The sequence below is a fragment of the Blautia sp. HCN-1074 genome, assembly GCF_037890165.1.
Lineage (GTDB): Bacteria > Bacillota > Clostridia > Lachnospirales > Lachnospiraceae > Blautia_A.
This window is the reverse complement of the sequence record NZ_JBBKBP010000002.1, coordinates 88,368-112,267: the sequence shown is the minus strand read 5'-3', so window position 1 is coordinate 112,267 and position 23,900 is coordinate 88,368. Positions and strand designations below refer to the sequence as shown.

At 41.7% G+C, this 23,900-nt stretch carries 20 protein-coding genes, 1 tRNA gene and 1 riboswitch; of the genes, 4 read left to right on the top strand and 17 right to left on the bottom strand.

Going from position 1 to position 23,900, the window contains the following annotated elements:
* Positions 1-14 precede the first annotated feature (14 nt).
* The 8 genes from WKT11_RS02690 to WKT11_RS02655 all read right to left on the bottom strand — a co-directional run bounded on the left by WKT11_RS02690 (position 15) and on the right by WKT11_RS02655 (position 9,353).
* Positions 15-920, bottom strand: a complete 906-nt coding sequence (locus WKT11_RS02690) for an SH3 domain-containing protein (RefSeq protein ID WP_243098423.1) — start codon at positions 918-920, stop codon at positions 15-17.
* Between the two features lie 93 nt (positions 921-1,013).
* A tRNA-Arg gene (locus tag WKT11_RS02685) sits at positions 1,014-1,085 on the bottom strand.
* 423 nt (positions 1,086-1,508) lie between these two features.
* Positions 1,509-3,086 (bottom strand): Na+/H+ antiporter NhaC family protein, encoded by a 1,578-nt coding sequence (locus WKT11_RS02680; protein WP_445291926.1) that lies wholly within the window; start codon positions 3,084-3,086, stop codon positions 1,509-1,511.
* Between the two features lie 252 nt (positions 3,087-3,338).
* A riboswitch (Lysine riboswitch) is annotated at positions 3,339-3,505 on the bottom strand.
* Positions 3,506-3,690: 185 nt separating this feature from the next.
* Complete coding sequence (locus WKT11_RS02675) at positions 3,691-4,524, bottom strand: hypothetical protein (RefSeq protein WP_118246946.1); 834 nt, start codon at positions 4,522-4,524, stop codon at positions 3,691-3,693.
* A 16-nt stretch (positions 4,525-4,540) separates the two neighbouring features.
* Positions 4,541-5,659: a DUF6077 domain-containing protein gene (locus WKT11_RS02670; RefSeq protein WP_340282370.1), complete on the bottom strand. Its 1,119-nt coding sequence runs from the start codon at positions 5,657-5,659 to the stop codon at positions 4,541-4,543.
* Complete coding sequence (locus tag WKT11_RS02665; RefSeq protein ID WP_340282368.1) at positions 5,656-8,076, bottom strand: xanthine dehydrogenase family protein molybdopterin-binding subunit; 2,421 nt, start codon at positions 8,074-8,076, stop codon at positions 5,656-5,658. Before WKT11_RS02665 ends, WKT11_RS02670 begins: the two co-directional genes overlap by 4 nt.
* 1 nt (position 8,077) lies before the next feature.
* Positions 8,078-8,545 carry a (2Fe-2S)-binding protein gene (locus tag WKT11_RS02660; RefSeq protein ID WP_117676045.1) on the bottom strand — a complete coding sequence of 156 codons (468 nt, stop codon included), beginning with the start codon at positions 8,543-8,545 and terminating at the stop codon, positions 8,078-8,080.
* Positions 8,535-9,353 carry an FAD binding domain-containing protein gene (locus WKT11_RS02655; protein ID WP_117676043.1) on the bottom strand — a complete coding sequence of 273 codons (819 nt, stop codon included), beginning with the start codon at positions 9,351-9,353 and terminating at the stop codon, positions 8,535-8,537. The genes WKT11_RS02660 and WKT11_RS02655 overlap by 11 nt, the downstream gene beginning before the upstream one ends.
* 729 nt (positions 9,354-10,082) lie before the next feature.
* Here WKT11_RS02655 and WKT11_RS02650 point away from each other — a divergent pair.
* Positions 10,083-10,670 (top strand): cytidylate kinase-like family protein, encoded by a 588-nt coding sequence (locus WKT11_RS02650; protein WP_118246950.1) that lies wholly within the window; start codon positions 10,083-10,085, stop codon positions 10,668-10,670.
* Between the two features lie 39 nt (positions 10,671-10,709).
* Here WKT11_RS02650 and WKT11_RS02645 read toward each other — a convergent pair whose 3' ends face one another.
* The 4 genes from WKT11_RS02645 to WKT11_RS02630 all read right to left on the bottom strand — a co-directional run bounded on the left by WKT11_RS02645 (position 10,710) and on the right by WKT11_RS02630 (position 13,761).
* Positions 10,710-11,804, bottom strand: coding sequence for a DUF362 domain-containing protein (locus WKT11_RS02645; protein ID WP_340282362.1), 1,095 nt, complete (start codon positions 11,802-11,804; stop codon positions 10,710-10,712).
* A gap of 164 nt (positions 11,805-11,968) precedes the next feature.
* Positions 11,969-12,403 carry a DUF2383 domain-containing protein gene (locus WKT11_RS02640; protein ID WP_019162843.1) on the bottom strand — a complete coding sequence of 145 codons (435 nt, stop codon included), beginning with the start codon at positions 12,401-12,403 and terminating at the stop codon, positions 11,969-11,971.
* A gap of 127 nt (positions 12,404-12,530) precedes the next feature.
* Complete coding sequence (locus WKT11_RS02635; RefSeq protein ID WP_340282359.1) at positions 12,531-12,983, bottom strand: TspO/MBR family protein; 453 nt, start codon at positions 12,981-12,983, stop codon at positions 12,531-12,533.
* Between the two features lie 229 nt (positions 12,984-13,212).
* Complete coding sequence (locus WKT11_RS02630) at positions 13,213-13,761, bottom strand: phosphatase PAP2 family protein (protein ID WP_340282357.1); 549 nt, start codon at positions 13,759-13,761, stop codon at positions 13,213-13,215.
* A 433-nt stretch (positions 13,762-14,194) separates the two neighbouring features.
* Here WKT11_RS02630 and WKT11_RS02625 point away from each other — a divergent pair, with 433 nt between their 5' ends.
* The gene (locus WKT11_RS02625; protein ID WP_340282355.1) at positions 14,195-15,580 is read left to right on the top strand and encodes an MATE family efflux transporter; all 1,386 of its coding nucleotides are present in this window, start codon (positions 14,195-14,197) and stop codon (positions 15,578-15,580) included.
* A gap of 179 nt (positions 15,581-15,759) precedes the next feature.
* Here the strand turns inward: WKT11_RS02625 and WKT11_RS02620 are convergent, their stop codons facing one another.
* From WKT11_RS02620 to WKT11_RS02605, 4 genes are all read right to left on the bottom strand, one after another.
* Positions 15,760-16,191, bottom strand: a complete 432-nt coding sequence (locus tag WKT11_RS02620; RefSeq protein WP_117677660.1) for a DUF6465 family protein — start codon at positions 16,189-16,191, stop codon at positions 15,760-15,762.
* A gap of 131 nt (positions 16,192-16,322) precedes the next feature.
* On the bottom strand, positions 16,323-18,728 hold the full coding sequence (locus tag WKT11_RS02615) for an ABC transporter permease (protein ID WP_117677661.1): 2,406 nt from the start codon (positions 18,726-18,728) through the stop codon (positions 16,323-16,325).
* A gap of 14 nt (positions 18,729-18,742) precedes the next feature.
* On the bottom strand, positions 18,743-19,441 hold the full coding sequence (locus WKT11_RS02610) for an ABC transporter ATP-binding protein (protein WP_117677662.1): 699 nt from the start codon (positions 19,439-19,441) through the stop codon (positions 18,743-18,745).
* 512 nt (positions 19,442-19,953) lie between these two features.
* Complete coding sequence (locus WKT11_RS02605) at positions 19,954-20,232, bottom strand: 4Fe-4S dicluster domain-containing protein (RefSeq protein WP_243098795.1); 279 nt, start codon at positions 20,230-20,232, stop codon at positions 19,954-19,956.
* Between the two features lie 140 nt (positions 20,233-20,372).
* Between WKT11_RS02605 and WKT11_RS02600 the strand changes: the two genes are divergently transcribed.
* Both WKT11_RS02600 and WKT11_RS02595 read left to right on the top strand, forming a co-directional pair.
* A complete protein-coding gene (locus WKT11_RS02600) occupies positions 20,373-21,584 on the top strand; it encodes an iron-containing alcohol dehydrogenase (protein ID WP_118246970.1) in 1,212 nt (403 codons plus the stop codon).
* Positions 21,577-22,992, top strand: coding sequence for an aldehyde dehydrogenase (locus WKT11_RS02595; RefSeq protein WP_340282660.1), 1,416 nt, complete (start codon positions 21,577-21,579; stop codon positions 22,990-22,992). Before WKT11_RS02600 ends, WKT11_RS02595 begins: the two co-directional genes overlap by 8 nt.
* 29 nt (positions 22,993-23,021) lie before the next feature.
* Here the strand turns inward: WKT11_RS02595 and WKT11_RS02590 are convergent, their stop codons facing one another.
* A complete protein-coding gene (locus tag WKT11_RS02590; RefSeq protein ID WP_340282346.1) occupies positions 23,022-23,855 on the bottom strand; it encodes a PRD domain-containing protein in 834 nt (277 codons plus the stop codon).
* Positions 23,856-23,900: the final 45 nt, after the last annotated feature.

Sequence of the window (23,900 nt, the reverse complement as noted above, 5' to 3'; positions counted from 1 at the left end):
TCCGTATTTAATTGTTATTCAAGCAAGTCTCCCCTGATGTATCCGGTCTCACCATCATAATCAATCTGAACCCATTCACCATCAGTGCCTTTCTTCTCAACCTGCTCGCCTGCCGAAATCACGCCAAGGATCTCAGCATCTGTGCTTGCTTCAGCACGCACATTACATTCATCTGTAGTAGTAAGCATTGTGCCATCCTCTGCATCTGTTGACACACTTGCTTCCTCTCCGAGGCCATTTAAGAATTCTGCAAGAGATGAATCTGACTGCTGTGCCTGATCCAGCTCATTTTGTACTTTCTTTACAAGGTCAGAAACATCACTGTCTGACAACTGGTTCTCCATATATGCAGAAATTTCAGAATCCTGTAAAGCTCCGTTATCGATTACCCAGTTACCTTCACTGTTTTTATACACATAGAACTGAGTCAAAGCCGGTGCTTTCGTCTCGATACCCTGACAGATGTAAGAGAAACAGGCGTAAACCACGTAAGAATCATCTGTCATACCTTTCTTCGTGTACACATCGCCCACTTCATACCCTTCGATATAATCTTTCAAATTTGTGACTTTTGACTCATCGGATGGTGTAAAATCATCTTCAAGAGTCTTCAGCGTTGCAATATCTTTTTCCCCCAGAGCCTGATAATAGCTCTTAATCAATGCAGTGATATCTGCATCTGCTGTTTCCATGGGATTGGCGTCTTCTTTCTTCTCGTCAGACTCCCCTTCACTTGTCGGAGAAGAAGGAACATTTCCCTGGTCTGTGGATGTGGTCTTCTGTCCATCTCCGGAATTCCCCTTATTACTTCCGGAACAGGCACGAATGCTAAAAAACAGGACAACCACGATTATCAGAATCGCACCACCCAGCATAAAATACCGGAGGTTGTCTGACAACCATTCTCTGAAATCATCCAAGTTCTTGTCCTCCTTATGAGTCACTGTTCACTTCGTTTCTCAGCAACTCCTATATGATACAACGCACCGGAACTGTACATACGTCCCAGGCAGCACACCTGAAGGGAATCGAACCCCCGCACATGGTACCGGAAACCACTGCTCTATCCACTGAGCTACAGGTGCAGGTAAGACAATAAATTCAGTAACCTTCAATGTTCTTTAGTTACTAAATTTCCATTTATCATTCTATCACAGCCCTATGTAAAAGTAAAGTTTTTTTTGGAATATGCATAAATGTACCAAACTTATCTACTATTACGATAATTTACGAATCAGGCTGAAAATTTACGATATATTATAACAAAAATACCATGTTTTTAAAGTTTCTCTGCTACTGACATTTTTCACATTCTCTGAAGCAAAAATTTCTGTAACATAATCAGAAACTATGCAGAGCAGCAGTTTCGGCTATCCAAAGCAGAAATTCACTTCCTGCTCCGGATAGCCAATCCGCTACTCTGTCAATTTCTATCTGATGCCAGTACTGTGAATATTAAGTAATTCCTGTTTTAACATAAAAGCTTAATTTCAACAGTACTCATCTCTTTATATCTTCAGATCATCAAATTTCAGTCGGATAATCACCAGTGTAATCGCCATCAGAATGATTCCGGCCGGAAGTGCAATCCAAGGTGTCTGTACAAATCCTGCGATAATATAAGTCAGGAAAGATACAACCGCTGCAACCATTGCATACGGAAGCTGTGTGCTGACATGGTTTACATGCTCACACTGTGCACCTGCTGAAGCCATGATCGTTGTATCAGAAATCGGTGAGCAGTGGTCACCACATACAGCACCTGCCATACAAGCAGAAATAGAGATGATCATCAGTTCATGGTTTGTTCCTGAGAATACATCAACTACGATCGGAATCAGGATACCAAAAGTTCCCCATGAAGTACCTGTCGCAAATGCGATCACAGCACCGATTACAAAGATGATAGCCGGCAGGAAATTCATCAGTCCGCCCGCGGAGCTCTTAACAACTCCATATACGAAATCAGATGCACCCAGGCTGTCTGTCATGGCTTTCAGTGTCCATGCAAAAGTAAGGATCAGGATTGCAGGTACCATTGCTTTAAATCCATCCGGGATACATGCCATGCAGTCTTTGAAATTCATAACGCGGCGTACCAGATAGAGTACAATTGTGATCACAAGTCCAAAGAAACTTCCCAGTACAAGTCCAATAGAAGCATCACTCTGTGAAAAAGCAGTTACAAAATCAGTTCCGCTAAAGAACCCACCAGTATAGATCATACCAATAACACAGCATACTACAAGGCTGATGATAGGAATCAGAAGATCAATCACCTTGCCACGTGGATTACCCTTCTCATCCTCGGCAGCGTTTGCATAAGGACGTGCAAGTGTTGTATAAATATCACCTTTTAACGCATTTGTTTCATGAACACCCATCGGGCCAAATTCTACTTTCATAAAGACCATGGCGATCATCATGAAGATTGTAAGCAAGGCATAGAAGTTATATGGAATTGCATGTACAAACAGTGAGATTCCATCCTCTCCCTTTACGAACCCGCTGACTGCTGCTGCCCATGAAGAAATCGGAGCAATAATACATACAGGGGCTGCTGTCGCATCGATCAGATAAGCCAGCTTTGCACGGGATACGTTGTGCTTGTCAGTTACAGGACGCATAACGCTTCCTACTGTCAGACAGTTAAAATAGTCATCGATAAAGATCAATACGCCGAGAACAACTGTTGCAATCTCAGCACCGGCTCTTGTCTTGATTCTCTTACTTGCCCAGCGGCCAAAAGCTGCTGAACCTCCGGCTCTGTTCATCAGGCAAACCATGGTTCCGAGGATAACCAGGAATATCAGGATACCCATATTATAGGAGCTTGTCAGAACACTGATCATTCCGCCTTCAAAGATATGAAGGATCGTTCCCTCAAAGCTAAATCCTGAGTAAAACAGTGCGCCAACTAAAATTCCGATAAACAGCGAACTGTATACCTCCTTTGTGATCAACGCCAGCGCAATGGCAACGATCGGCGGAACCAGCGCCCAGAATGTACCATAAAATTTTGCAGATGCTGCCGCTTCTTCCTCTGCTGCAAGTACAGTCAACGGACTTGCAAGGATCATCAGCATGATCACTGACAGAACAGCTGATAATTTTTTTACATTTTTTTTCATGAATGTACCTCCCTCTTTTGTAGATATGTACGATATGTTACAATCCTGCCCGAAAGGCCTTTCATATCGCAAGAACATTACTGAGTAATTTCCTGTGATATTTTTATGTAACAGGAGATTCCAGCAGAATTTTCTATTACATAAAAAATACCACAAATGCATTCTGAAACACATTCGTGGTATCTGTTATACATTACAGTATACGTTACATCCGATAGCGCTTCACCCAGGTGACAGTACGGCGCATATTCTGCGACGTCCCAGGAATCTGCCCCCTGACCTGTCAGATTCCTTCGGCGGTTTTCCCTTTCTCCGGATGGGTGTCATTCCATCTCTCCCGGACTACTGATGAATCCCGCGCCTCTATCATTACATATCATATCACTTACTGTATCAGTTTTCCTGACAAATAGCAATAGGTATCTGCTTCTTTTTCATTAGTTATTTTATTAACGAAAATTGCCCATGCACTGCTATTTTTGAGGAATTTTGGCATAATATACCCAAAACAGGTTCTTCGGATAAGATTCCTTTCCGGCAAACTCTGTTTCCGGCAAGCCTAGCCATTATATTTATAAACATAATGAGTCTCTGTCTGTGCGACCAGTTCACATCCGTTATTTACCAGAAACTCATGATCTACCTGCCCGATTGCGGTTACCACAAAATCGGTCTTTGTCTTCCTGAGAGCTTTTTTGAATTGATCAGGGCTGTCATAAATATGATAATCGATCACATCCAGCAATGCCTTCTGCCGTTTATAAAAGCCACTGTTTTCATCGAAACTTCCAGCTACCGTACTTCCCGCGCGATAAATACTTGCATTTCGGCTGATCACAAGACCGATACCTGCATCATACTGTCTCACAATACTGTTTAAGCTGCTGTCAAATACAACCCTTGGGAAATCATTCTCCTGATTTTGGTGAATCACATCGCAGACTGCCCTCAGATCATCCGGAACTTTATATATATTCTCCGTCATCGCAAAATTGGTCACCACACCGTCAAGCGGATTCCCCAGTAACACAAAGCAGCCAAGTACGACTATCGCCGCAAGCACGCGCTGCCATTTTTTTCTGAAAACACTTACCAGTTTTACCCCGTAATATGCTACGGCAGGAATCACCGGCAAAATCCAGATAAACCTGTAATATTCGTTTTCGAACTTTACTTTCGCGATCAGATATTTCACAACCAGCGGATTATAAACTGTGAGCAATAAGAAAAGGACATATCCTATAAAAATTCTGGAATTCTTTTTACGTCCCCAGATCAGCGTGCATATGATACCCACCACAAACAGAAAAGGATACCAGCAGGAACTCCAGTATAACTTCATACATGCGCTGACAAAGCGGAGTCCATATTCCTGAATCGTTACACCTGCCATTATTATCTCCTCCTATTTAAGATGCCGCCAGCGTCAGCAGACCAATCCTGCATGCAAAAAAGACAGCCGCATACAATATTGACGGGATCATACACACAACACAATATACCAAACCCGAAATTTTCTTATTCATAACTGCTACAGGTGCCATCCCCGCCGCGATTACGATTGGGAAAATAATCGCTGAACCGGAAAATGTCAATGCACTGACAGCTGTGATAAACAATACGATCCAGACATTTCTGTCGTTTTTTTCCTGAAGATACCATATCGCACACATCAGCACTGCCGGAATGGCGATATTGGCAAGAATTGCCTTTCCCTCATAACTTCTTGTAAAGAAAAAAGTACCTGAAGAATAAATCGTTCCACAAAACAGCTGTAACACACATGTGAATACCGTCATCAGGTCTGCTTTCTTTCTGTTTCCGTCAAACAGTCTCTTACCAATCTGGTAGATAATCAGGTTAGCTGTTATCATATTCATACATGACATCACAAGCTTTGCCTGTACAATCGGGTGTATTCCCAGAAGCCTGCACCAGACTGCATTATTCATCGGATATGCAGAGAAAACATATCTGGCCTGAAAAACTTTCAGGATTATTCCATTGTAAGGATTATATCTGCCAAGCGTATCTGTATATACAGAAGTGCTCACCGTTCCCACATAATATGCCGCATCTACCGTCGTATCTTTATAGAAGATTACAATCAGGCACTGCAGAAGAACTACAGCACCTGCGATAATGATCATTATCGAATGCCTTTTCCATATATCAGAAATACTGTTGCCTTTTTTCGGTGTGATATCTCCGGAAATTCCTGCTGCATCTGGCAGATTCTTACTATACTTATCTTTTGTTTTTTTCTTTACAGCACAGATAATTGCCACTATAACAGTAATAATCATAAGTCCTGCCCATATACAGGCAGCCGTAGTAAGAGAAACCCATTTTAAAGTCATAGGCACTGTCACCAGTTCAAATACAGCAAAATACGTCAGATATCCAAGAATAAACGTCAAAGAAACGTCTTTTTTCATTTTCAGTATTCTTGTCAGAAGACTGCCCACAGCATAAAAAACTGCAAATTCCAGCACAAATCCTATACATGCAAGGCATAGTTCTTTCATCTGTCAACCTTCGCCTCTGTTTTGGCATTCTCTTTCATCTGGTCTTTTGCTTCCATTTTATTCTTCAGGATTCCCATCGCGATTTTCTCCGGAGTCATCGGAAGTTCTGTCAGACGTACACCTGTTGCATTGTAAATTGCTTCTGCAATTGCCGGACACGGGGTATCAATAACCAGTTCTCCGATTGATTTAGCACCAAATGGGCCTGTCTTTTCGTAACTGCTCTCGAATGCCACACGAATATTTCCAATATCCTGTCTGGTCGGAATCTTGTACTGCATGAAGGAGTTATTGCGGATTTTTCCCTTGTCTGTGTACTGTACATCTTCCCAGAGTGCCATACCTATTCCCTGCGCAATACCACCTTCGGTCTGGACGCGGGCAAGATTTGGATTGATTGGCGTACCACAGTCAACTGCCGCTACATAATCAAGTACATCCACATTTCCTGTCTCTGTATCGACTTCCACTTCTACCATGCCAACCATGAATGGCGGCGGAGAAATCGGGGAGGAATGCTGCTGTACGACCTGAAGCTCGACATTGTTAAAGAATGTGCTCTTCAATGCGATATCTTCTATAGAAACTTTCTTTTCGGCCAGATCTGCCTTGTCATCTGCGGCCGTAGAAGCCATACTATTTTCATCTGCTGTGGCAGCATCACCATCTTCATCACAGTCATAATCATAGAAGACATAGGAACCATCAAAATCAACCTTGTTCTCGTCAACTTCCATCATCTCTGCACCAAGCTTACAGATTTTCTTCTTAAGCTCCTCGCAGGCTTTCATTACTGCCACACCGGTAGTATATGTAGTGGAAGAAGCATAAGATCCTGAATCATACGGGGAAATATCTGTATCTACGCTGAATACTACAATATTATCCATCGGAGTATTCAGACAGTCTGCTGCAATCTGTGCCATAATCGTGTCACAGCCTGTACCCATGTCAGTACATCCAAGCGCAAGAGTATAGGATCCATCTTCATTTAACTTGATATCTGCTCCGCCGACGTCTACTCCCGCAATGGAAGACCCCTGCATTGCCATGGCAACACCAATTCCACGGACTTTGCCATTACCCTTATCGCGGCGTGGGTATTTTGCATCCCAGTCCATCATCTCTTTGGCACGTGCCATACAGCGATCCATTGCACAGCTCTGTGCATATGGCACATCCGGATAACCCGGAAGAGGGCCGCCTTCTACCGGCATATTCAGTTCCTTGATTTTAACAGGATCCATTCCAATCTGATGTGCAAGTTCATTTACCGCAGACTCTACCGCAAAAATACCCTGGGTAGCACCATAACCACGATAAGCTCCTGCTGCCTGTATATTTGTATATACAACATCAAAAGCAAACTTGTACGCTTCTGTATGTCTGTAAAGACCGATTGATTTATGCCCACTAAGTCCTACCGTTGTAGAACTGTGTTCGCCATATGCCCCTGTATTGGATAAGGTATAGACATCGATTGCCTTAATGATACCATTCTCATCTGCCCCGGCACGTACTGTAATCTCCATCTCATGACGTGGAGAAGAACAGATCATGGATTCATATCTGGAGAAAATCATCTTAGATGGACGGCCGGTTTTCCATGTAACGATTGCCGGATAAATCTCGCTGACAGATGTCTGTTTCGCACCAAAGCCTCCTCCAATTCGCGGCTTGATCACGCGGACTTTGGAAGCCGGAATGTCGAGTGCTCTTCCTACGATTCTTCTTACATGGAAAGGAATCTGTGTAGAAGACAACACGATCAGTCTCCCAAAATGGTCCAGATAGCAGGCGGTACGGAAAGTCTCCATCATTGTCTGCTGATTTGCTTTTGTATGGTAAGTACGCTCAACTGTATATTTACATTTGGAAAGAACCTCATCTACGTTTCCATGCTCTTCCACCGCAGAGGCACATAGATTTCTCTTATTATCTCCGCCAAGCGGAATTTTCAGTTTCCAGTCTTCCTCCGGATGGACAAGGATCGGGTTATCTTTCGCTTTGTGAATGTCAAGAACAGGGGCTTCCACACGATAATCCACACGGATTCTCTTTAGTGCCTTATCTACTGCTTCCTCAGTCTCACCGGCTACGATAGCAACCGCATCTCCCACGAAACGGACATGGCGGTCAAGGATCAATCTGTCATCCGGACTCATTTCCGGAGCAGTCTGACCGGCAAGAGTGAAACGCTTCTTTGGTACATCTTTATAGGTAAGGATACAGGCGATACCTGCCACTTTCTCTGCTGTACCTGTCTTAATATCCTCTACCCACGCATTGGCATGAGGGCTTCTTAGAACTTTGACAATCAGGCAGTCCTTTGGCGCCAGATCATCTGTATAGACAGGCTTTCCTGTCACCAATGACATCGCATCTGTTTTTCGTACAGGTTGATTTACATATTTCATCTTATGCTTCCTCCTGTGCTTTCTTATATTTCAGGAATTTCAGGATACTCTTTGTCTGAGAAACGAAACCGGAACATCTGCATAAATTTCCGGCAAGATACTCTTTGATCTGTTCCTCTGTCGGTTCTTTGATCTCATTTAACATTGCAAACACATTCATAATAAATCCAGGATTACAGAAGCCACATTGTTCCGCACCTTCATTCGCCAGGAAACTTCCAAACTCTTTCGCTTCCCTCTGCATTCCTTCCAGTGTGACAATCTTCTTTCCCTCAACGCGGGCTGCAAGTGTACTGCAGGAGAGTACCGGACGTCCGTTTACCAAAACTGTACACAGACCACAGTTTGCTGTCTCGCACCCTCTCTTTACGCTGTAACATCCCTGCTCTCTCAAAAAATCAATCAGCAGTGTGTCAGGATAGATCTCCGCATGGCGGTTTACCCCGTTAAGCCAGAAATTAATATTCATTCTTCATCCCTCCTACTGCTTCCCAGGCTCTTCTTGTCAGTACTTTTACAAGAAGACTTCTATATTCTTCTGATCCTCGCATATTGCCTGCCGTCGGAACATTCCCGGCCGCATATTCGGCAAATTCTTCGATTGCCTGCGCTTTCTGCTTCTTTGTCATGTTTTTAAAATTCTTAAGAATCTGTTTCTTATCTTCTACGACCATGGCTCGTGCAGGTCTGGCACCGATTACTGTTCTTGCCTCATCTCCGATCACTGAAGCAGTACAGGTCAGTACCGGGAAATCTGTCTTTGTGTTTCTTTGGCTTAAATAACAGGTAAGAAGCGGCTCTTTGCGCACAATAATATTCACAAGGATGTCATTATCTTTCTTCATGTTTACAAATTCAGTCAGTGGAATGCGGCCTGCATCATATAATTCTACCCATGTGTCCATTCCAAGGAACATGGTCAGAACATCTGAGAAACCAAATCTTCCATAAATGCTTCCTCCCACAGTGGCACAGTTTCGAAACTGTACTCCCACAATATGGCAAAGGCTTTCTTTCATAGCTCCATGTGTGTAGGTGTTCAGAGCCTCATTTGTCTCCAGGTCACGAAGCGGAGTCATGCAGCCAATCACGAATTCATCATCATCCTCAGAGATCGTATCCAGTCCCAGACCGGAGAGATCGATTGCTGTAGATACTGCTCTGTTGCCCATCTTCATCCAGACCATTCCGCCAAGAACACGGGCTGTTTTTTTCTGGTTCAGCTCATAAGCCTCTGCCAGACTGTTTACCTTTACATAGCTTTTGATTTTCAGCATTATGTATTGTATCCCTTTCTTCCATACTTATCATTTATCATAAGAGTTACGGACTGCTGTTTCTTCAGGTTTCCAGACTCTGCGCATTGTTCTCCTGAGTCTGTTAAACAGCAGTATATTTACGGACATTTATGCACAATCCGTAAACGTCTGTCGGCATCTGCCAGACAGCCAATTAAGTATAATAACATAGCTTAAAGAAAAAATCTATAAATAACCACTATCTTATAAATAAATTTTCCAATTTAATTTTATCATACGCAAAATATCCACGTCTATTGATAAATTTGTCCAAAAAAGCAGCAAAAAAATAGCAGGAATTACCAGAGGACTATCACTGATCTGCTCTTCAAGTTCTTTGATTTCTTCTTTCCCTCCATTTGTTTTGACCTGATAGCCAAATATTATCTGGAAAATATGTGCAAATTTTGAGATGCCTGTGAAATCCGGGTGAAAAAGATGTGTTCAGAATGTGACTTTCTATTTCACTCAGATATAACAATGTCTTTCGTAAAGGTCTGTTTGTTTTTGTGTAGTATATATAAATTTTCTTGTATTATTTTTGTTTTTTTATGTATTTTACTGGTATTTTTCTGACATTAGTGTTATAATGTTAACAAATAAAAGACTTGTTACTATTGACAGGTGATACGATATCAGGATTATGAGAGCTTTGGCTCAGGTATCATAAGATAACAGTAACAGGGATGTCATAAGGAGGTTTTGATTATGAGTAAACGCGTGATTACAATAAACAGAATGCTCGGCAGTAATGGCCGTCTGATCGGTAAGGCTCTGGCAGAAGAACTTGGATTTGCTTTTTATGACAAAGAACTGATCGATATTGCAGCTCAGAAAGAGAATATTCCTTTTGATGTGCTTGCTAAAGTTGATGAGAAACGCGGCAGTCAGTGGCGTTTTCCTATCGATCATGAACTTCAGATGGACAGCGATTTCCACTTCGTTCCGATGAATGATGTTCTCTTTGATCTTCAGCGCAAGATTATTCTGGATGCAGCGGAGAAGGAGGACTGCGTAATTGTCGGACGATGCGCGAATTATATTCTGGATAATAAATGCCTGAGCGTATTTATCCATGCGCCATTTGATTATCGTGTACAGACTATCATTGAGCGTACCGGACGGGAAGAAAAGAGTGCTCAGAAACTCGTTAAGAAAGTTGATAAAGAACGCCGTACTTATTATGAATATTTCACTGATAAGAAATGGAAAGATATTTCCCAGTATCATCTGGCATTTGACAGTAGCAAATTTGACCAGGATACGATCGTTAAGATGATTAAGATGGCATTATAGATTGCAAATAAAAAACAGGTTCGTAAACGAACCTGTTTTTTATTTGTTCAGAATATATTGTTTCAGGAAATCATAGATCTGATTTTCTGTAGGCGGGCATCCGTTTACATTGTGTTCAAATTTACAGGTGCAGGCACCAACGCCCATTTTTCCTGTTTTGCCACGGTAACCCTGCCCGATACAGATCTTTGTATCCAGTTTTTCAAAAAGCCCATCATTTTTGAGCATTTCCAGTGCAGGGATAAGGTATCCATAGCAGGCACTGCAGGATTCTACTTCTTCTACAGCATCCTGAAGTTCTACTACCTTTCGGGATTTCGGCAGTTCCTTTCGGGCAGATTCCTCACAATAGATGATGTGAGCATTTTTCAGATCTGTACTTCCAACTCCCAATTCTTCTGCCAGTCCGATATAAGGAACATCTTTTGTCTCATAGTGCATGACCTGACAAACATAGGAATCAATCAGCACCGGGTCCATTCCTGCCCAGATTCGATTCATCACTACCGGGTTTCCACCATCCTCGAAATCCAGATCTCCACAGATATTGTCGACTACGATAAAGTCCTGATGAATTCCGGCATTGAGATGTGCGATTGGCTTATGTAGTCCCATTGCATGGAATCTGCGTTTCTCGGTGTTTGGGATCAGGCCTTTCATATTTTTTAATGCACAGGTTATCTTTGTCTGACAGTGGCCTTTCAATACCGGAACGTTGATCAGAAAATCAACTTTTTCTACTCGTTCACAGATATTTAATTTCACGCCTTTACAGTCGCGTTCTATTCCTTTATCTTCCTGCATATCCCAGAAAGGCACCTGATATTTCTCTGAAAGTTCCTGATAACCACATACCTCGTAACTCTCTTTCGTCTTGTCTCCTACCCAGGAACCTTCCAGAATTGCAATATTTTCATATCCATTCTCCTGCAGATATTCGATAATTCCCGCCACGATCTCCGGATGTGTGGTAGCTCCCCAGGAGGCTTCAGATGGTGAGACAAGATTTGGTTTGATGCCGATCTGTATTTTCTTATCTGTTATCTGAGATACAAGGTCACATTGCGCAAGGAGTTCTTTTGTCATTTCTTTGTATTGGGTACCACTTTTTATATAGATTTCATTTTTATTCATTGTGTTGTCCTTTTTTCTATGTAAATTGTGTAATTTCTCTTGTGCATTGTATCACAACTATTCCTGACCTGCAATAATCCGCCACTCACCACACACCACAAATAAAAATGCCATCAGTTACAAACTTATTCTGTAACTGACAGCATTTCATTTTACAAATAGTTTTACAAATATTTCTGCATATCATCCCGCAGATTCTCTTCCATTCCAATAAGCTTCTTTGCAATGGAAATACTTTCGGACGACGCATCTTTGCATTGGTGCATGGCTTCTGTGATAGACTGGGTTCCCATGTTGCAGCCATTCATGATGATCTTAACCGCCTGTTTATTCTCATCTTCTCCGGTCATCATTTTTACACCTGTCGTCATCCACGAAAATGTGGATACCATAACACCCGGTTCTTTCTCCGGCTGGCCTGCGCGAAGAAGTATTTTGGAAATTTCCTCTTCCAGTTCCTTGTGTTTTGAACAGGATTTTTCAATCGTTGCTGCGATTTTGGCATCTGTCACATGATGCTGTACCTGTTCCATGCTCTCAATTCCCATCTTGCATCCGACACTGCATTCTTCTAATAGTTTCTTTGTGCTGTTGTCCATGTCTGTCCTCCTGTATAAAAGTTTACTTTCTACATGGAAGATAGTATACGTACTTTTTTGGCTATTTATGTATCACAAGTAGCCATTCATCACTTTTTATCACAATGCAATCCAAAAAAATAATCGCTTATCTGTGCAAAGCAATTGCTATATTCAGATATGCCGCAAAAGTAAGCCAGATCAGATATGGGATCATAAGCTTTGCCGCACCTTCATCAATTTTTGCAAATTCTTTTATCATAACAAATACCAGATACCATAACAGCAACAGCCAGACTGCCGCAAATAATTGCCAGCCGAAATTAAAGAAAAATATCGGCCATAAGAAGTTTATCGCCAGCTGAATCAGGTATAACTTTAATGCTTTTGCTTTTGGATCTTTCATGTATATTCTGTATGCAGCAATTCCCATCAGTGCATAAAGAAGCAGCCAGACCACCGGGAACACCCACCCCGGCGGCGACAATGGCGGGCGGTACATTTCCTGGTATTGTTCCATACTTGTGAAGGTAAGAAAGCCTGCAATCACTCCGGTTCCCAGAGAAATTAACAGGCTGATCAATAAGGGTTTTTGCTTCATTAAAGAGCTCCCTTTGTTTCTAAAATTAATTTATTATATTCTGCTGTCATGGCAGACATTCTACTTTTGGCTGCGTTACTGAGAATATTATCTATTGTCTGCTTTATTGGTTTTTCTTGTGAAAATACTCATTCTCTGCACCAGATTCATTTCTTTGATATATGTAAGTGCTGTCTTGATTGCAGCGCCCTTTCCCATGTTTGTCTCATCTCCATTTATGAGAAAGACCTTATGACTGCTCCTGCATTTTTTTCTGATATGCTGACATCAGATGATATACCAGTGTGCTTGCAAATACTGCTATCAGAAATCCTCCCAGAACATCTCCCGGATAATGGACTCCCAGGTAAAGTCTTGAGAAGGCTACCATTCCTGCCAGGATCACTGCCGGAATTCCGAATTTCTTCGGAAGCATTCTAAATAGTATCAGCGCGCACGCAAATGATGCACATGTATGACCAGACGGGAATGAAAAATCCGTTGGTTTTGTGATCAGAGGAATAATCTCTGTATAAGCGTCAAAAGGTCTTGGGCGGGCAACAATATTCTTCAGCAGCACATTCGTGATAAGGAAGCCTGTTGCAATGGAAAGTAATGCCGCAATCCCCGTCGGACGTGTTTTCTTGTAAACCAGCAGTCCTGCTGCCAGCACAAGCCAGAACCATCCTCCATTTCCCAGAAAAGTGATAACTTTCCAGAAAGGTGTCAGGGCATCCGCTCTTAAATGTTCCTGTATCCACAATAAAATACTCATATCGATCTGCTGCAATGTCATCATAAAAATTCACCCACCATGTTTTTATTTATCGTTTTTTAATTGTTCAAAATCTTTTCGGTAAGAACACGGATATTTACATTTATCATCATAGGCTGCTAAATCCATATATAGATTATACCAGTCCAGTACTTTTAGCGCAATACAGACCATGCTACATATGATACACAAGTTTAACCGAATCAAGTAAGTCCCCTGCGGGGGTTGCGAAGAGCAATAAGCAGGGGACTTACTTGATTCGGTTAAAAAACGAGGATAAAAAGATAAATAATTTATGGAATACCAACAAGCAAACAGCCATAAAAGTCATAATAATGTATAAATTTGTCAAAATAGAGATAGCGCATTCCCCGCATGAAAGCTATGATAAAAAAAGATGAAATAATATGCTCTGATCAGACAAAAAGAAAATTTATAATTTATTATGGGGGTAAATATGACAAATACAGTATCAGCCGGTAAAGATGATTTCTATCGGCAAATGTTTCGGCTGACGATTCCGATCATTATTCAGAATCTACTCAGCGCAGCGGTCAATTCCGCAGACGTAATTATGCTCAATTACGTCGGACAGTCTGCAATTTCCGCAGTGTCCCTGGCTGCCAATTACTCCAATATCCTGTTTATGGTATATTACGGACTTGGCACCGGCGCCTCTCTTCTGTGCGCACAATATTTTGGTAAAAACAATATACAGGCAATTCATGCGATTGAGGGAATTGCGCTTCGTTTTTCAATCGCAATTTCCGCGATTGTAGCGCTGATTGCTTTCACTGCTCCTCAGCATATGATGAAAATATTCACATCTGACCCTAAACTGATCTCCATTGGTTCTTCTTATCTCAGAATCATGGGCATTACTTATCTGTGCTGGGGTGTTACGGAAGTTTACCTGGCGATCCTGCGCAGTGTTGGACGTGTAACAATCAGTATGGCTTTGAATATGCTGGCTTTTGTCCTGAACATTATTCTGAATGCAACCTTTATCTTTGGGCTGTTCGGAGCACCAAAGCTCGGAGCTACAGGTGTTGCAATCGCAACAGCTTCTTCCAGATTCATAGAATTGATTGCCTGCGTGATTGTATCTTCCCTGAGCAAGAATGTGAAACTGAACCTGACATATATGTTTATCCGCAGTAAAGTATTGTTCCGGGATTTCATTAAATTGTCACTTCCTGCGCTTGGAAATGATGTCTCATGGAGCGTAGCATTCTCCATGTATTCTGTAATCCTCGGACACCTTGGCACGGATGCAGTTGCCGCCAATTCACTGGTTACTGTTGTCCGCAATATTGGCTCTGTTTTCTGCTTTGCCATTGCCAGTGCCGGGACGATTCTTCTTGGAAATGTTATGGGAAAAGGTGATCTGGAGAAGTCAAAAGTATATGCTTCCAGAATGCTGAAAATGACCGTCATCGCCGGAGTGATCGGTGGTGTGATCGTATTTGCCATCACTCCTCTGGTTATGAGATTTGCCTCTTTAAGTGATGGTGCAATGCATTATCTGAAATATATGCTGCTGATCAATACTTATTACATTATGGGTTCTGCAGTCAATACTGCATTGATTGCCGGAGTATTCCGGGCAGGTGGAGATACGAAATTTGGTCTCATCTGCGATACGATCGATATGTGGGTATATGCAGTACCACTTGGATTCTTCGCAGCATTCGTGCTGAAACTTCCTGTGCTTTGGGTATACTTCCTGTTATGTACAGACGAATTCGTCAAGTGGCCATGGGTATTCCACCACTATCGCCAGGGGAAATGGGCACAGAATATTACAAGAGATGATTTGTTTGAACAGGAACAAACTTCTTAGATGTCTGATTTTTCAATATGAATGAAATGTAAAAGGCGTTAAAAGTAGCGATTTACGTAGTAAATCAGCGGATTTCGAAAACATAAAAATAGCAGGAGCGCTCATTAAGAGAACATTCCTGCTGTTTTTATGTCTGCAAGCCTTCGCTCACAGGCATTCATTTTCAGTTATAAAAATGATTATAATGTATTCAGGTCGATCTTGTAATCGCCAGATCCCTGACCGTCTACTGTGTAGTATGCGGCTTTCTGCTCAACGTTTACATAAACACTGATATCTTTTCCTTTGATGTCTTTCGCTTTAATGTCTTCTTTGATTGCTTCCTCGATGGAGCTCATTGTAACTGCAAAACCAGGTAATTCGATAGTTGTTTCTACGAATTTTTTGATGTCGATATTTTTAGCCACTTCTTTTACTGCTTTCTTTACAGTTTCTTTTGCTTCTTCTACAACTGGTGCTTTCGCAATATCAGATGCAACGTCTTTTGCTTCTTCAATCACTTCCGGAGCTTTGGCAATTGTTTTCTCTACTGTTTCTTTCACTGCCTCTGTTGCTTTGGTTGTAGCTTCTTTGATAGTTGCTGTTGCTTTTGAAGTTGATTTTTTTCTCATAATAATCTCCTATTCCAACTGATTGGTCTAACAGTTTCCTACTTACCGTAACACAAAATCCAGATAATGTCAAATTTTTGTCAGATTCTGCTTCCCGCCTCTGACGCGTTATTGAAAAAATCATACGCTCATTACTCAACATTTTTCAATGCTTCATCCATCGGAACTTTCTTCACTCTTCTGAATTCCAGCAATGCCACTAACCCATATGTAACAATTCCCGCCCCAAACATCTGTACATAGATCATCGGGTCAATCCAGAGTGTGATCCATCCCGAAATGCTCGCCAGCATCATTTCACGAAACAGCACATTCATCACTGCCGTTTCAATTGGGAGACTGAGCAGAAGGCAGAGTACCACTACAACAGACGTAGACAGAATATAAAGTCTGCTGATCTCACCATTTGTGTATCCCAATATCTTTACCATGGAAATAGACTGGGCATTTTTCTCAATAATAATCTTTGAAAGCAGATAAATAAGCACCATATAAATCATAATGGCAAATCCATTCACCAGACCCATCATACTTCCCATTGATACATCCAGCTGCCTGGAAATCTTCGTCAGTGCATCCAGATTGACAACTGAACCGATATACTGATTCTTGATATCTGTAATCTCTGTATCAGAGAAATAACCGCTGTAATAATCATCTCCCAGATCAAACAGGTCATTCAGATCACTACGTGGCATAAAGACACAAAGCGCCGCTGTATAATCATAAATACCCACTATTTTAAAAGAATACTCGTCTTTTTCATATTTTTCCTTCAAAGTAATCGTATCCCCTTCATGAAGCAGGAATTTATCTGCATATGCCTTGGAAATATATACACCTGTGCTTTCTTTTTTTATTTCATCTGCAGGTTTGTCTGTTTTACCTTCATTCTTTTTCTCTTCTGTATTACCAGACTCTATCTTATCCTGTGTATCATCAAAATTAATTTTCACATATTTACTATCCGGTTCAATACCGTAAAGCAAGACTTCCTCGCTCTTATATTTCCCCGGCAAAGTGTTTAAAGAATACGCAGAAAACTTCTCCGCATCCTCGTTTTTCGTTTCAGAATCCATGTAAAATTCAAGCAACGAAACCAGACTTTCGAATTTATTTCCACTCACCGCACTGACAGGAACCTGCAACATGTACTGATATTTCGCCAGCATATTATCCTGAATCTCCAACTGATAGTGAGACAATACCGACGGCAGCAGTAACCCAAACATCAACAGCAGATTTGCAAATAAAATCCCGATAAACAAAACGATATAGTTACTCATATTCTGAAAAATCACGCGAAGACGAAATCTTGAGAAAATTTTAATCTTCGGGCTCAGACGAATTGCTCTCTTCTGCTTACGCCCTGACAAATCCCTGCGCAAAAACTTCAGCGGAGACAATTTTAACTTATGTCTTAAAATTCCATAATTTACCACCAGCATAATAACAACAGGAACCACTGTTGTGAGAAGGAACGCTTCTGCATTCCAGATCGTCACGTAAGTCGGAAGACTGTAACTTCCATAATACATCCCTGCGCAAACATCCTTAAATACTGTATATCCAAGAATATTTCCGATCAATGCGCCAACAAGTGTAATCAGCACCGGAAGTGTCATATAATGCATGACAAGCTCTCTTCTGGTATATCCGGAAGCCCGAAGCGTACCGATCACACCTGCTTCTTTTCGGATCGTGTTGCTGATCGTAATGCCAAATACAAACGCCATGATCACAATTACAATATAAAGCAACATGATTATCATCGCCTTATCGCTACCCATATCATCTCCGGTAAAATTAATCGCCTGATTCTGATACTGCGGCACAAATGCTTCCAGCGTAACAATCTTTCCGATGTCCTCCATCAAATCCTCAGAAACTTCCTTTTCCTCTTTCTCAGTCTTCGGTTTCTGATCATATTTCCATGAATAACTATACTGTAATTTATCCTGTTTCAAAGAATCAAACTCATCCTCTGTCACAACAGAAACCCCAAACTTCACAGAATCAAACATAGAATCATTATTATTCTGAAACAGACAGCTATAATCAGAAAGCGCCACAAACCCCGTAATTTTCCATGTCTTTTTTCCACTTTGCAACGTATCCCCAACAGACAAACTGTTATTATCTGCATACATTCTGTCAATCGCGATCTCCCCTGTTTTTGCCGGAAGTTCACCTTTCATCAGGCAGACCTTATTAACCTCTTCCCTGTTCTTAAAGATACGCATCGTACTGCCATTATCCAATGGCTCTTCCAGATAGAAATTCTCATATAATTTTATGCCAAGCTTCTCAATTTCCTCTCTCTGCGTCTTATAAATCTGCTCTGCCGTACGCAAATTTCCATCTTCAATATTATATTTCTCAAAACTCTCATTGTAAGCAATAAGCATACTGCCATCCGCAACCAGAAAGCCCGAAACGAATCCAATCGTAGTTACCATCAGAATAAATACAACCAGGTATTTCCCAATCTCACTTTTTAACTCTCTGGATAAACGCTTTCTCAAAGGACTCTTCATCTCTTTCGTCCTCCTTACCAGTCAAGCTCTGCCGCAGGAATCTTATGTTCATTGATATAGTTCTTTCGAATCATACCATCTCGAAGCTTCACCACACGATCCGCCATATCCTTAATTGCATCATTGTGCGTAACCATAACGATCGTATTTCCATACTTCTGATTCACTGTCTCAATCAGCTTAAGAATTTCCTTTGATGTATTATAATCCAGTGCCCCAGTCGGCTCATCACACAAAAGAATATCCGGATTCTTCACGATTGCCCTGCCGATAGCCGTCCTCTGCTGCTGTCCACCGGAAAGCTGGTTTGGAAGTTTTCTCTGGTGTTCATAGATTCCAAGTGTATGAAGCAGCTCATCTACATCCAGAGGTTTATCACTAAGATAAGCGCCTACTTCAATATTTTCCCTGACTGTAAGATTTGGGATCAGATTATACATCTGGAAAATATAGCCAAGATGTTTTCTTCTGTATAATGAAAGTTTCTTCTCCGACATATCCGCCAGACGTTCTCCGTCTATCACTAAGTTCCCCTCGTCTGCACTGTCGATTCCGCCAATAATGTTTAAGAGTGTAGACTTTCCTGAACCCGACGGACCAAGCAGAACACAGAATTCTCCTCTTTCAATCTCAAGATCTAAGCCTTTCAGCACATCAACACGACTGTCACCTGTGCCAAAGGATTTTTTGATTCCCTGTATTTGCAGAAACATTTTTTCTTTGCTCCTCCCTCATATTGCCTTATAAGACAATTTAGCAATGTGTTTGTTATAACCGTATAGTTTTATCATGTGGTTACCTATTGCTAACTTTATGTTAGTTTAAACTTACTCGGTTGTCAACTGGTTTTCGGAGTTTCGTAAAGTTTCGTAACATTTTTCATTGAAACTCTGAGGGCTAGTATGGCTCATGCTAGGGAATAAACAAATCATAAGGGACGGTCAGAACTATGTTTTATTTTCGGGACGGTTTCCACGGTCTAAGATATTCTAAGTCTTCAGAAATCTGCTAAAACCATGAGCCGCCCTGTCAAACTCGCTCCGCTGCTGGCTTCGCTCAGACACGTGAGGCGGGCGGCTCATAACGCAGATTTCTGACGACTAAGAATATCTAAGACCGCTCCAAATGCCCCGAAAATAAAACATAGTTCCGACCTGGATTATTGGCTGGTACTATAGAATTATAAAAGCTTCGCTTTTAATCATTAATTTTCCTCTAAGTTTGTTCAATGGCGCACTTCCACAAATTTGGCTCTGCTCATAAGCGGATGTGCCAGCTTAACAGCACCTGTCGGGCAGACCATTACGCAGGCACCGCAGTAATAACATTCTCCCGGATACATAACGATCGGATGTTTCCCCTTCTCGCTGCAGAGAAGCTTCGCAGCCAGCTTACGATTTTTTCTAATTTGTATGAGACTCAGTCCGAACCTCAACACAATATCGGACATATGCATAGGCTGATTTTTGAAGCATATAAAGCCGGCGAGTTGATGAAGAAGCATCTGGACGATTCTCTGCAGTATGCTTTATCTTGTCTGTAATTTATTAAGTATTCCATACTTTTTGAATGTCAAAATATATTGACTTTTCTTTTTTGCCTTGCTATATTTTTCTTGATTACATATTACAGAGGAGAATTATCATGAATCCTATCAGAAAAATATATTGCAGGGCTTTTCAGAAAGCTTTTCACATCGCTATCCCATTTTTACCTTACCGCAAACCGAAAATCGCCGGAAGTGTTAAAGAACTTCCGGAAATCATCATGCGCCATAAATGTACACATGTGCTGATCATCACAGACGCGGGAATTGCCCGTCTCGGACTTACCAGACGTCTGGAGAAAACACTGAACGAAGCCGGAATTCCTTATACAATCTATGATAAAACAGTTGCCAACCCTACTACCGTAAATGTTAAGGAGGCACTGAATCTTTATCACGAAAACGGTTGCGATGCTATCATCGGTTTCGGCGGCGGTTCCAGTATGGACTGTGCAAAGGCTGTCGGTGCACGCGCAGTAAAGCCAAAACAAACTCTGGCTCAGATGAAGGGAATCCTGAAAGTACACAAGAAACTTCCACTTCTTATGGCAGTTCCTACTACTGCCGGTACCGGAAGTGAAACTACTCTCGCAGCTGTAATTACCGATGCAGATACCCGATATAAATATGCGATCAACGACTTTCCACTAATTCCCCGCTATGCAGTACTTGACCCGAAAGTAACCTTAAGCCTGCCGCCATTTATCACCGCCACCACAGGCATGGATGCCCTCACTCACGCAGTCGAAGCATACATCGGAAACTCTACCACAATAGATACCCGCAGGGACGCTTTAAAAGCTGTAAAACTGATTTTTGAAAATATTTACACTGTTTATGAACATGGTGATAACATCCAGGCGCGTCGGAATATGCTCCATGCTTCTTTCTATGCAGGCTGTGCATTTACCAAATCTTATGTAGGATATGTTCACGCAGTTGCTCACTCACTTGGAGGAGAATATAACGTGCCTCATGGACTTGCCAATGCGATTCTGCTGCCTATGGTGCTTCGTGAATATGGATGCTGCATTGATAAAAAACTCCACAATCTGGCTGTTGCTGCCGGACTCGCGGATAAGAACACACCAGATCATGAAGCTGCAGAACTTTTTATTCAGGCAATCGAAGAAATGAAACAGAAATTCGGAATCGGAGATACTGTAAAAGAGATCCAGAAAACAGATATCCCGAAGCTGTCACATTATGCAGATAAAGAGGCAAATCCTCTGTATCCTGTGCCAAAGCTGATGGATGCATCAGAACTTGAGAAATTTTATTATATGCTGATTCCTGAATCTGATAAATAATACAGAAAAAGTATGGAGGGACTATTCAATGACAGAAACAGAAATTAAAGAAATCGTCCAGAAACAGCGTACCTATTTTTATACCGGCGCAACTTTACCAGTTGATAAAAGAATTGAAGCTTTAAAAAAATTAAAATTCTGTATTCAGAAATATGAACCATTGATCAATGAGGCATTAAAGCGCGACCTCGGCAAGAGTAACTTCGAGTCCTATATGTGCGAGGTCGGACTTGTACTCTCCGAACTCAGCTATATGATTCGCCATACGCCATCCTACGCAAAGGAAAAAAACGTAATAACCCCTCTTGCACAGTTCGCCTCCAGAAGCTATAAAAAGCCGTCCCCTTATGGTGTAGTTCTTGTTATGAGTCCTTGGAATTATCCGTTCCTGCTCACCATCGATCCACTGATAGATGCGATTGCCGCAGGAAACACCGTAGTATTAAAACCAAGTGCTTACTCACCCAATACAAGTCGTGTCATTGAAACTATCATCTGCGAATGTTTTGACCCGCATTATGTAACCGTTGTAACAGGCGGACGCACAGAAAATACTGCGCTCCTCAATGAACATTTCGACTATATCTTCTTCACCGGAAGCCAGAATGTCGGTCGTGAAGTTATGTCAAAGGCATCTGCACACCTGACTCCTGTTACCCTGGAGCTTGGTGGAAAAAGTCCCTGTATCGTAGAAAAAAGTGCCAACCTGAAACTGGCAGCCAGACGGATTGTATTCGGAAAATATCTCAACTGCGGTCAGACCTGCGTTGCACCAGATTATATCTACTGTGATAAGGAAATTAAAGATGAACTTATCCGCCAGATTCAGAAACAAATTAAAAAACAGTTTGGATCTGCACCTCTGAATAATAAAAATTATGGCAAAATCATCAATGAGAAACACTTTACCCGTATCAGCAATCTTATCAATCCGGATAAAGTAATCTGCGGCGGTGACAGCAATCCAAAAACACTTCAGATTTCACCTACCGTTATGGATCATGTTACTTTCCAGGATGCCGTTATGCAGGAAGAAATTTTCGGCCCGGTGCTTCCGGTATTGACTTATGATTCACTGGATGAAGCTATCGTAACCGTTAACTCCATGGCACATCCACTGGCTCTGTATATCTTCACTTCCGACAAGGATGTCGCCCGCAAAGTCACCTCTCGCTGTGGATTCGGCGGTGGCTGTGTGAATGATACGATCATCCATCTGGCAACCAGCGAGATGGGATTTGGCGGCTTTGGCGAAAGCGGTATGGGATCTTACCACGGCAGAGACGGGTTCAATACCTTTTCTCACTTCAAGAGTATTGTAGATAAAAAAACATGGATGGACCTCCCTATGAGATACCAGCCATATAGAAAAATCTATGAAAAACTGATCAGAAAGTTCCTGAAATAAGGAACTTTCTTCTATTATTACTACTTTTCTCACACTGCATCTTTATATACTCTCTGTATATGCATCGCCAGATATCCAATCTCCGTCTCATCCAGCTTATGACCTATACATCCTTCCAGATTCTTGCATATCTCCGCTGCGATTTCATAAGCCTGTGGATACTGGTCCAGCATATATTCGTTCATATCCAGATTCAGTTTCTCCCCTGTTGATGCACGCGCCACCATATATTTCATATGGTTCATCAGACGGTTATAAGACAGAGAAAGTACATCTATCGGCTTGCCTGTCGCCTTCTCGATCATGTCAATACACTCTCTCACTGCCCTAGCAGTCTGCATCGCAACAGATACCTTCTCATCACCGATCGCAGAGTGAATATGAAGTGCCACATATCCAACTTCATGGTCATCAATTGCTATCTGAAGTCTCTCCTTCAAAATTGCTTTCAACGTCTCTGCAACCTTAAATTCACTGTAAAAAAGCACTTTGATATCCTCAGTCAGAGGATTACTGATCTGCTCATTTCGGCGAATTCTTGCAACTGCAAAAGAGATATGGTCTGCAAGCGGGAAAAGAATTCCTCTGTCTACAGAATCTCCAAACACTTTCTGCGCCTCTGTCAGAATCTCATCTGCAATTTCCAGATACTCCGGCTCGATTCCCTTTACCAGTTCTTTCGCAGATCCACGCTCCGTCTCCTGCTCCAGCCGATACAAGGTACACTCTGCAGGTTTATCAAAACGCTGGCTGACTTTCTTGCCAAAGCCAACACCCTTGCCAAGGATTACATATTCCTGATTTTCTTCCATATCAATAGCTATTACACCATTGTTATTTAATACTTTGCTTACTCTGTACATCTTACGATCCCCTCATTTATTATCAATGTTATAAATATTTTAATT

Coding starts and splice junctions, on each gene's coding strand:
- WKT11_RS02665 (WP_340282368.1), bottom strand. CDS start 8,076: ATGAAATATGTAAATCAACCTGTACGAAAAACAGATGCGATGTCATTG.
- WKT11_RS02615 (WP_117677661.1), bottom strand. CDS start 18,728: ATGAAGAGTCCTTTGAGAAAGCGTTTATCCAGAGAGTTAAAAAGTGAG.
- WKT11_RS02590 (WP_340282346.1), bottom strand. CDS start 23,855: ATGTACAGAGTAAGCAAAGTATTAAATAACAATGGTGTAATAGCTATT.
- WKT11_RS02640 (WP_019162843.1), bottom strand. CDS start 12,403: ATGGACAACAGCACAAAGAAACTATTAGAAGAATGCAGTGTCGGATGC.
- WKT11_RS02660 (WP_117676045.1), bottom strand. CDS start 8,545: ATGAATATTAATTTCTGGCTTAACGGGGTAAACCGCCATGCGGAGATC.
- WKT11_RS02655 (WP_117676043.1), bottom strand. CDS start 9,353: ATGCTGAAAATCAAAAGCTATGTAAAGGTAAACAGTCTGGCAGAGGCT.
- WKT11_RS02605 (WP_243098795.1), bottom strand. CDS start 20,232: ATGCTTCTTCATCAACTCGCCGGCTTTATATGCTTCAAAAATCAGCCT.
- WKT11_RS02645 (WP_340282362.1), bottom strand. CDS start 11,804: ATGAATAAAAATGAAATCTATATAAAAAGTGGTACCCAATACAAAGAA.
- WKT11_RS02620 (WP_117677660.1), bottom strand. CDS start 16,191: ATGAGAAAAAAATCAACTTCAAAAGCAACAGCAACTATCAAAGAAGCT.
- WKT11_RS02625 (WP_340282355.1), top strand. CDS start 14,195: ATGACAAATACAGTATCAGCCGGTAAAGATGATTTCTATCGGCAAATG.
- WKT11_RS02630 (WP_340282357.1), bottom strand. CDS start 13,761: ATGATGACATTGCAGCAGATCGATATGAGTATTTTATTGTGGATACAG.
- WKT11_RS02675 (WP_118246946.1), bottom strand. CDS start 4,524: ATGGCAGGTGTAACGATTCAGGAATATGGACTCCGCTTTGTCAGCGCA.
- WKT11_RS02600 (WP_118246970.1), top strand. CDS start 20,373: ATGAATCCTATCAGAAAAATATATTGCAGGGCTTTTCAGAAAGCTTTT.
- WKT11_RS02650 (WP_118246950.1), top strand. CDS start 10,083: ATGAGTAAACGCGTGATTACAATAAACAGAATGCTCGGCAGTAATGGC.
- WKT11_RS02670 (WP_340282370.1), bottom strand. CDS start 5,659: ATGAAAGAACTATGCCTTGCATGTATAGGATTTGTGCTGGAATTTGCA.
- WKT11_RS02635 (WP_340282359.1), bottom strand. CDS start 12,983: ATGAAGCAAAAACCCTTATTGATCAGCCTGTTAATTTCTCTGGGAACC.
- WKT11_RS02680 (WP_445291926.1), bottom strand. CDS start 3,086: ATGCTGATGATCCTTGCAAGTCCGTTGACTGTACTTGCAGCAGAGGAA.
- WKT11_RS02610 (WP_117677662.1), bottom strand. CDS start 19,441: ATGTTTCTGCAAATACAGGGAATCAAAAAATCCTTTGGCACAGGTGAC.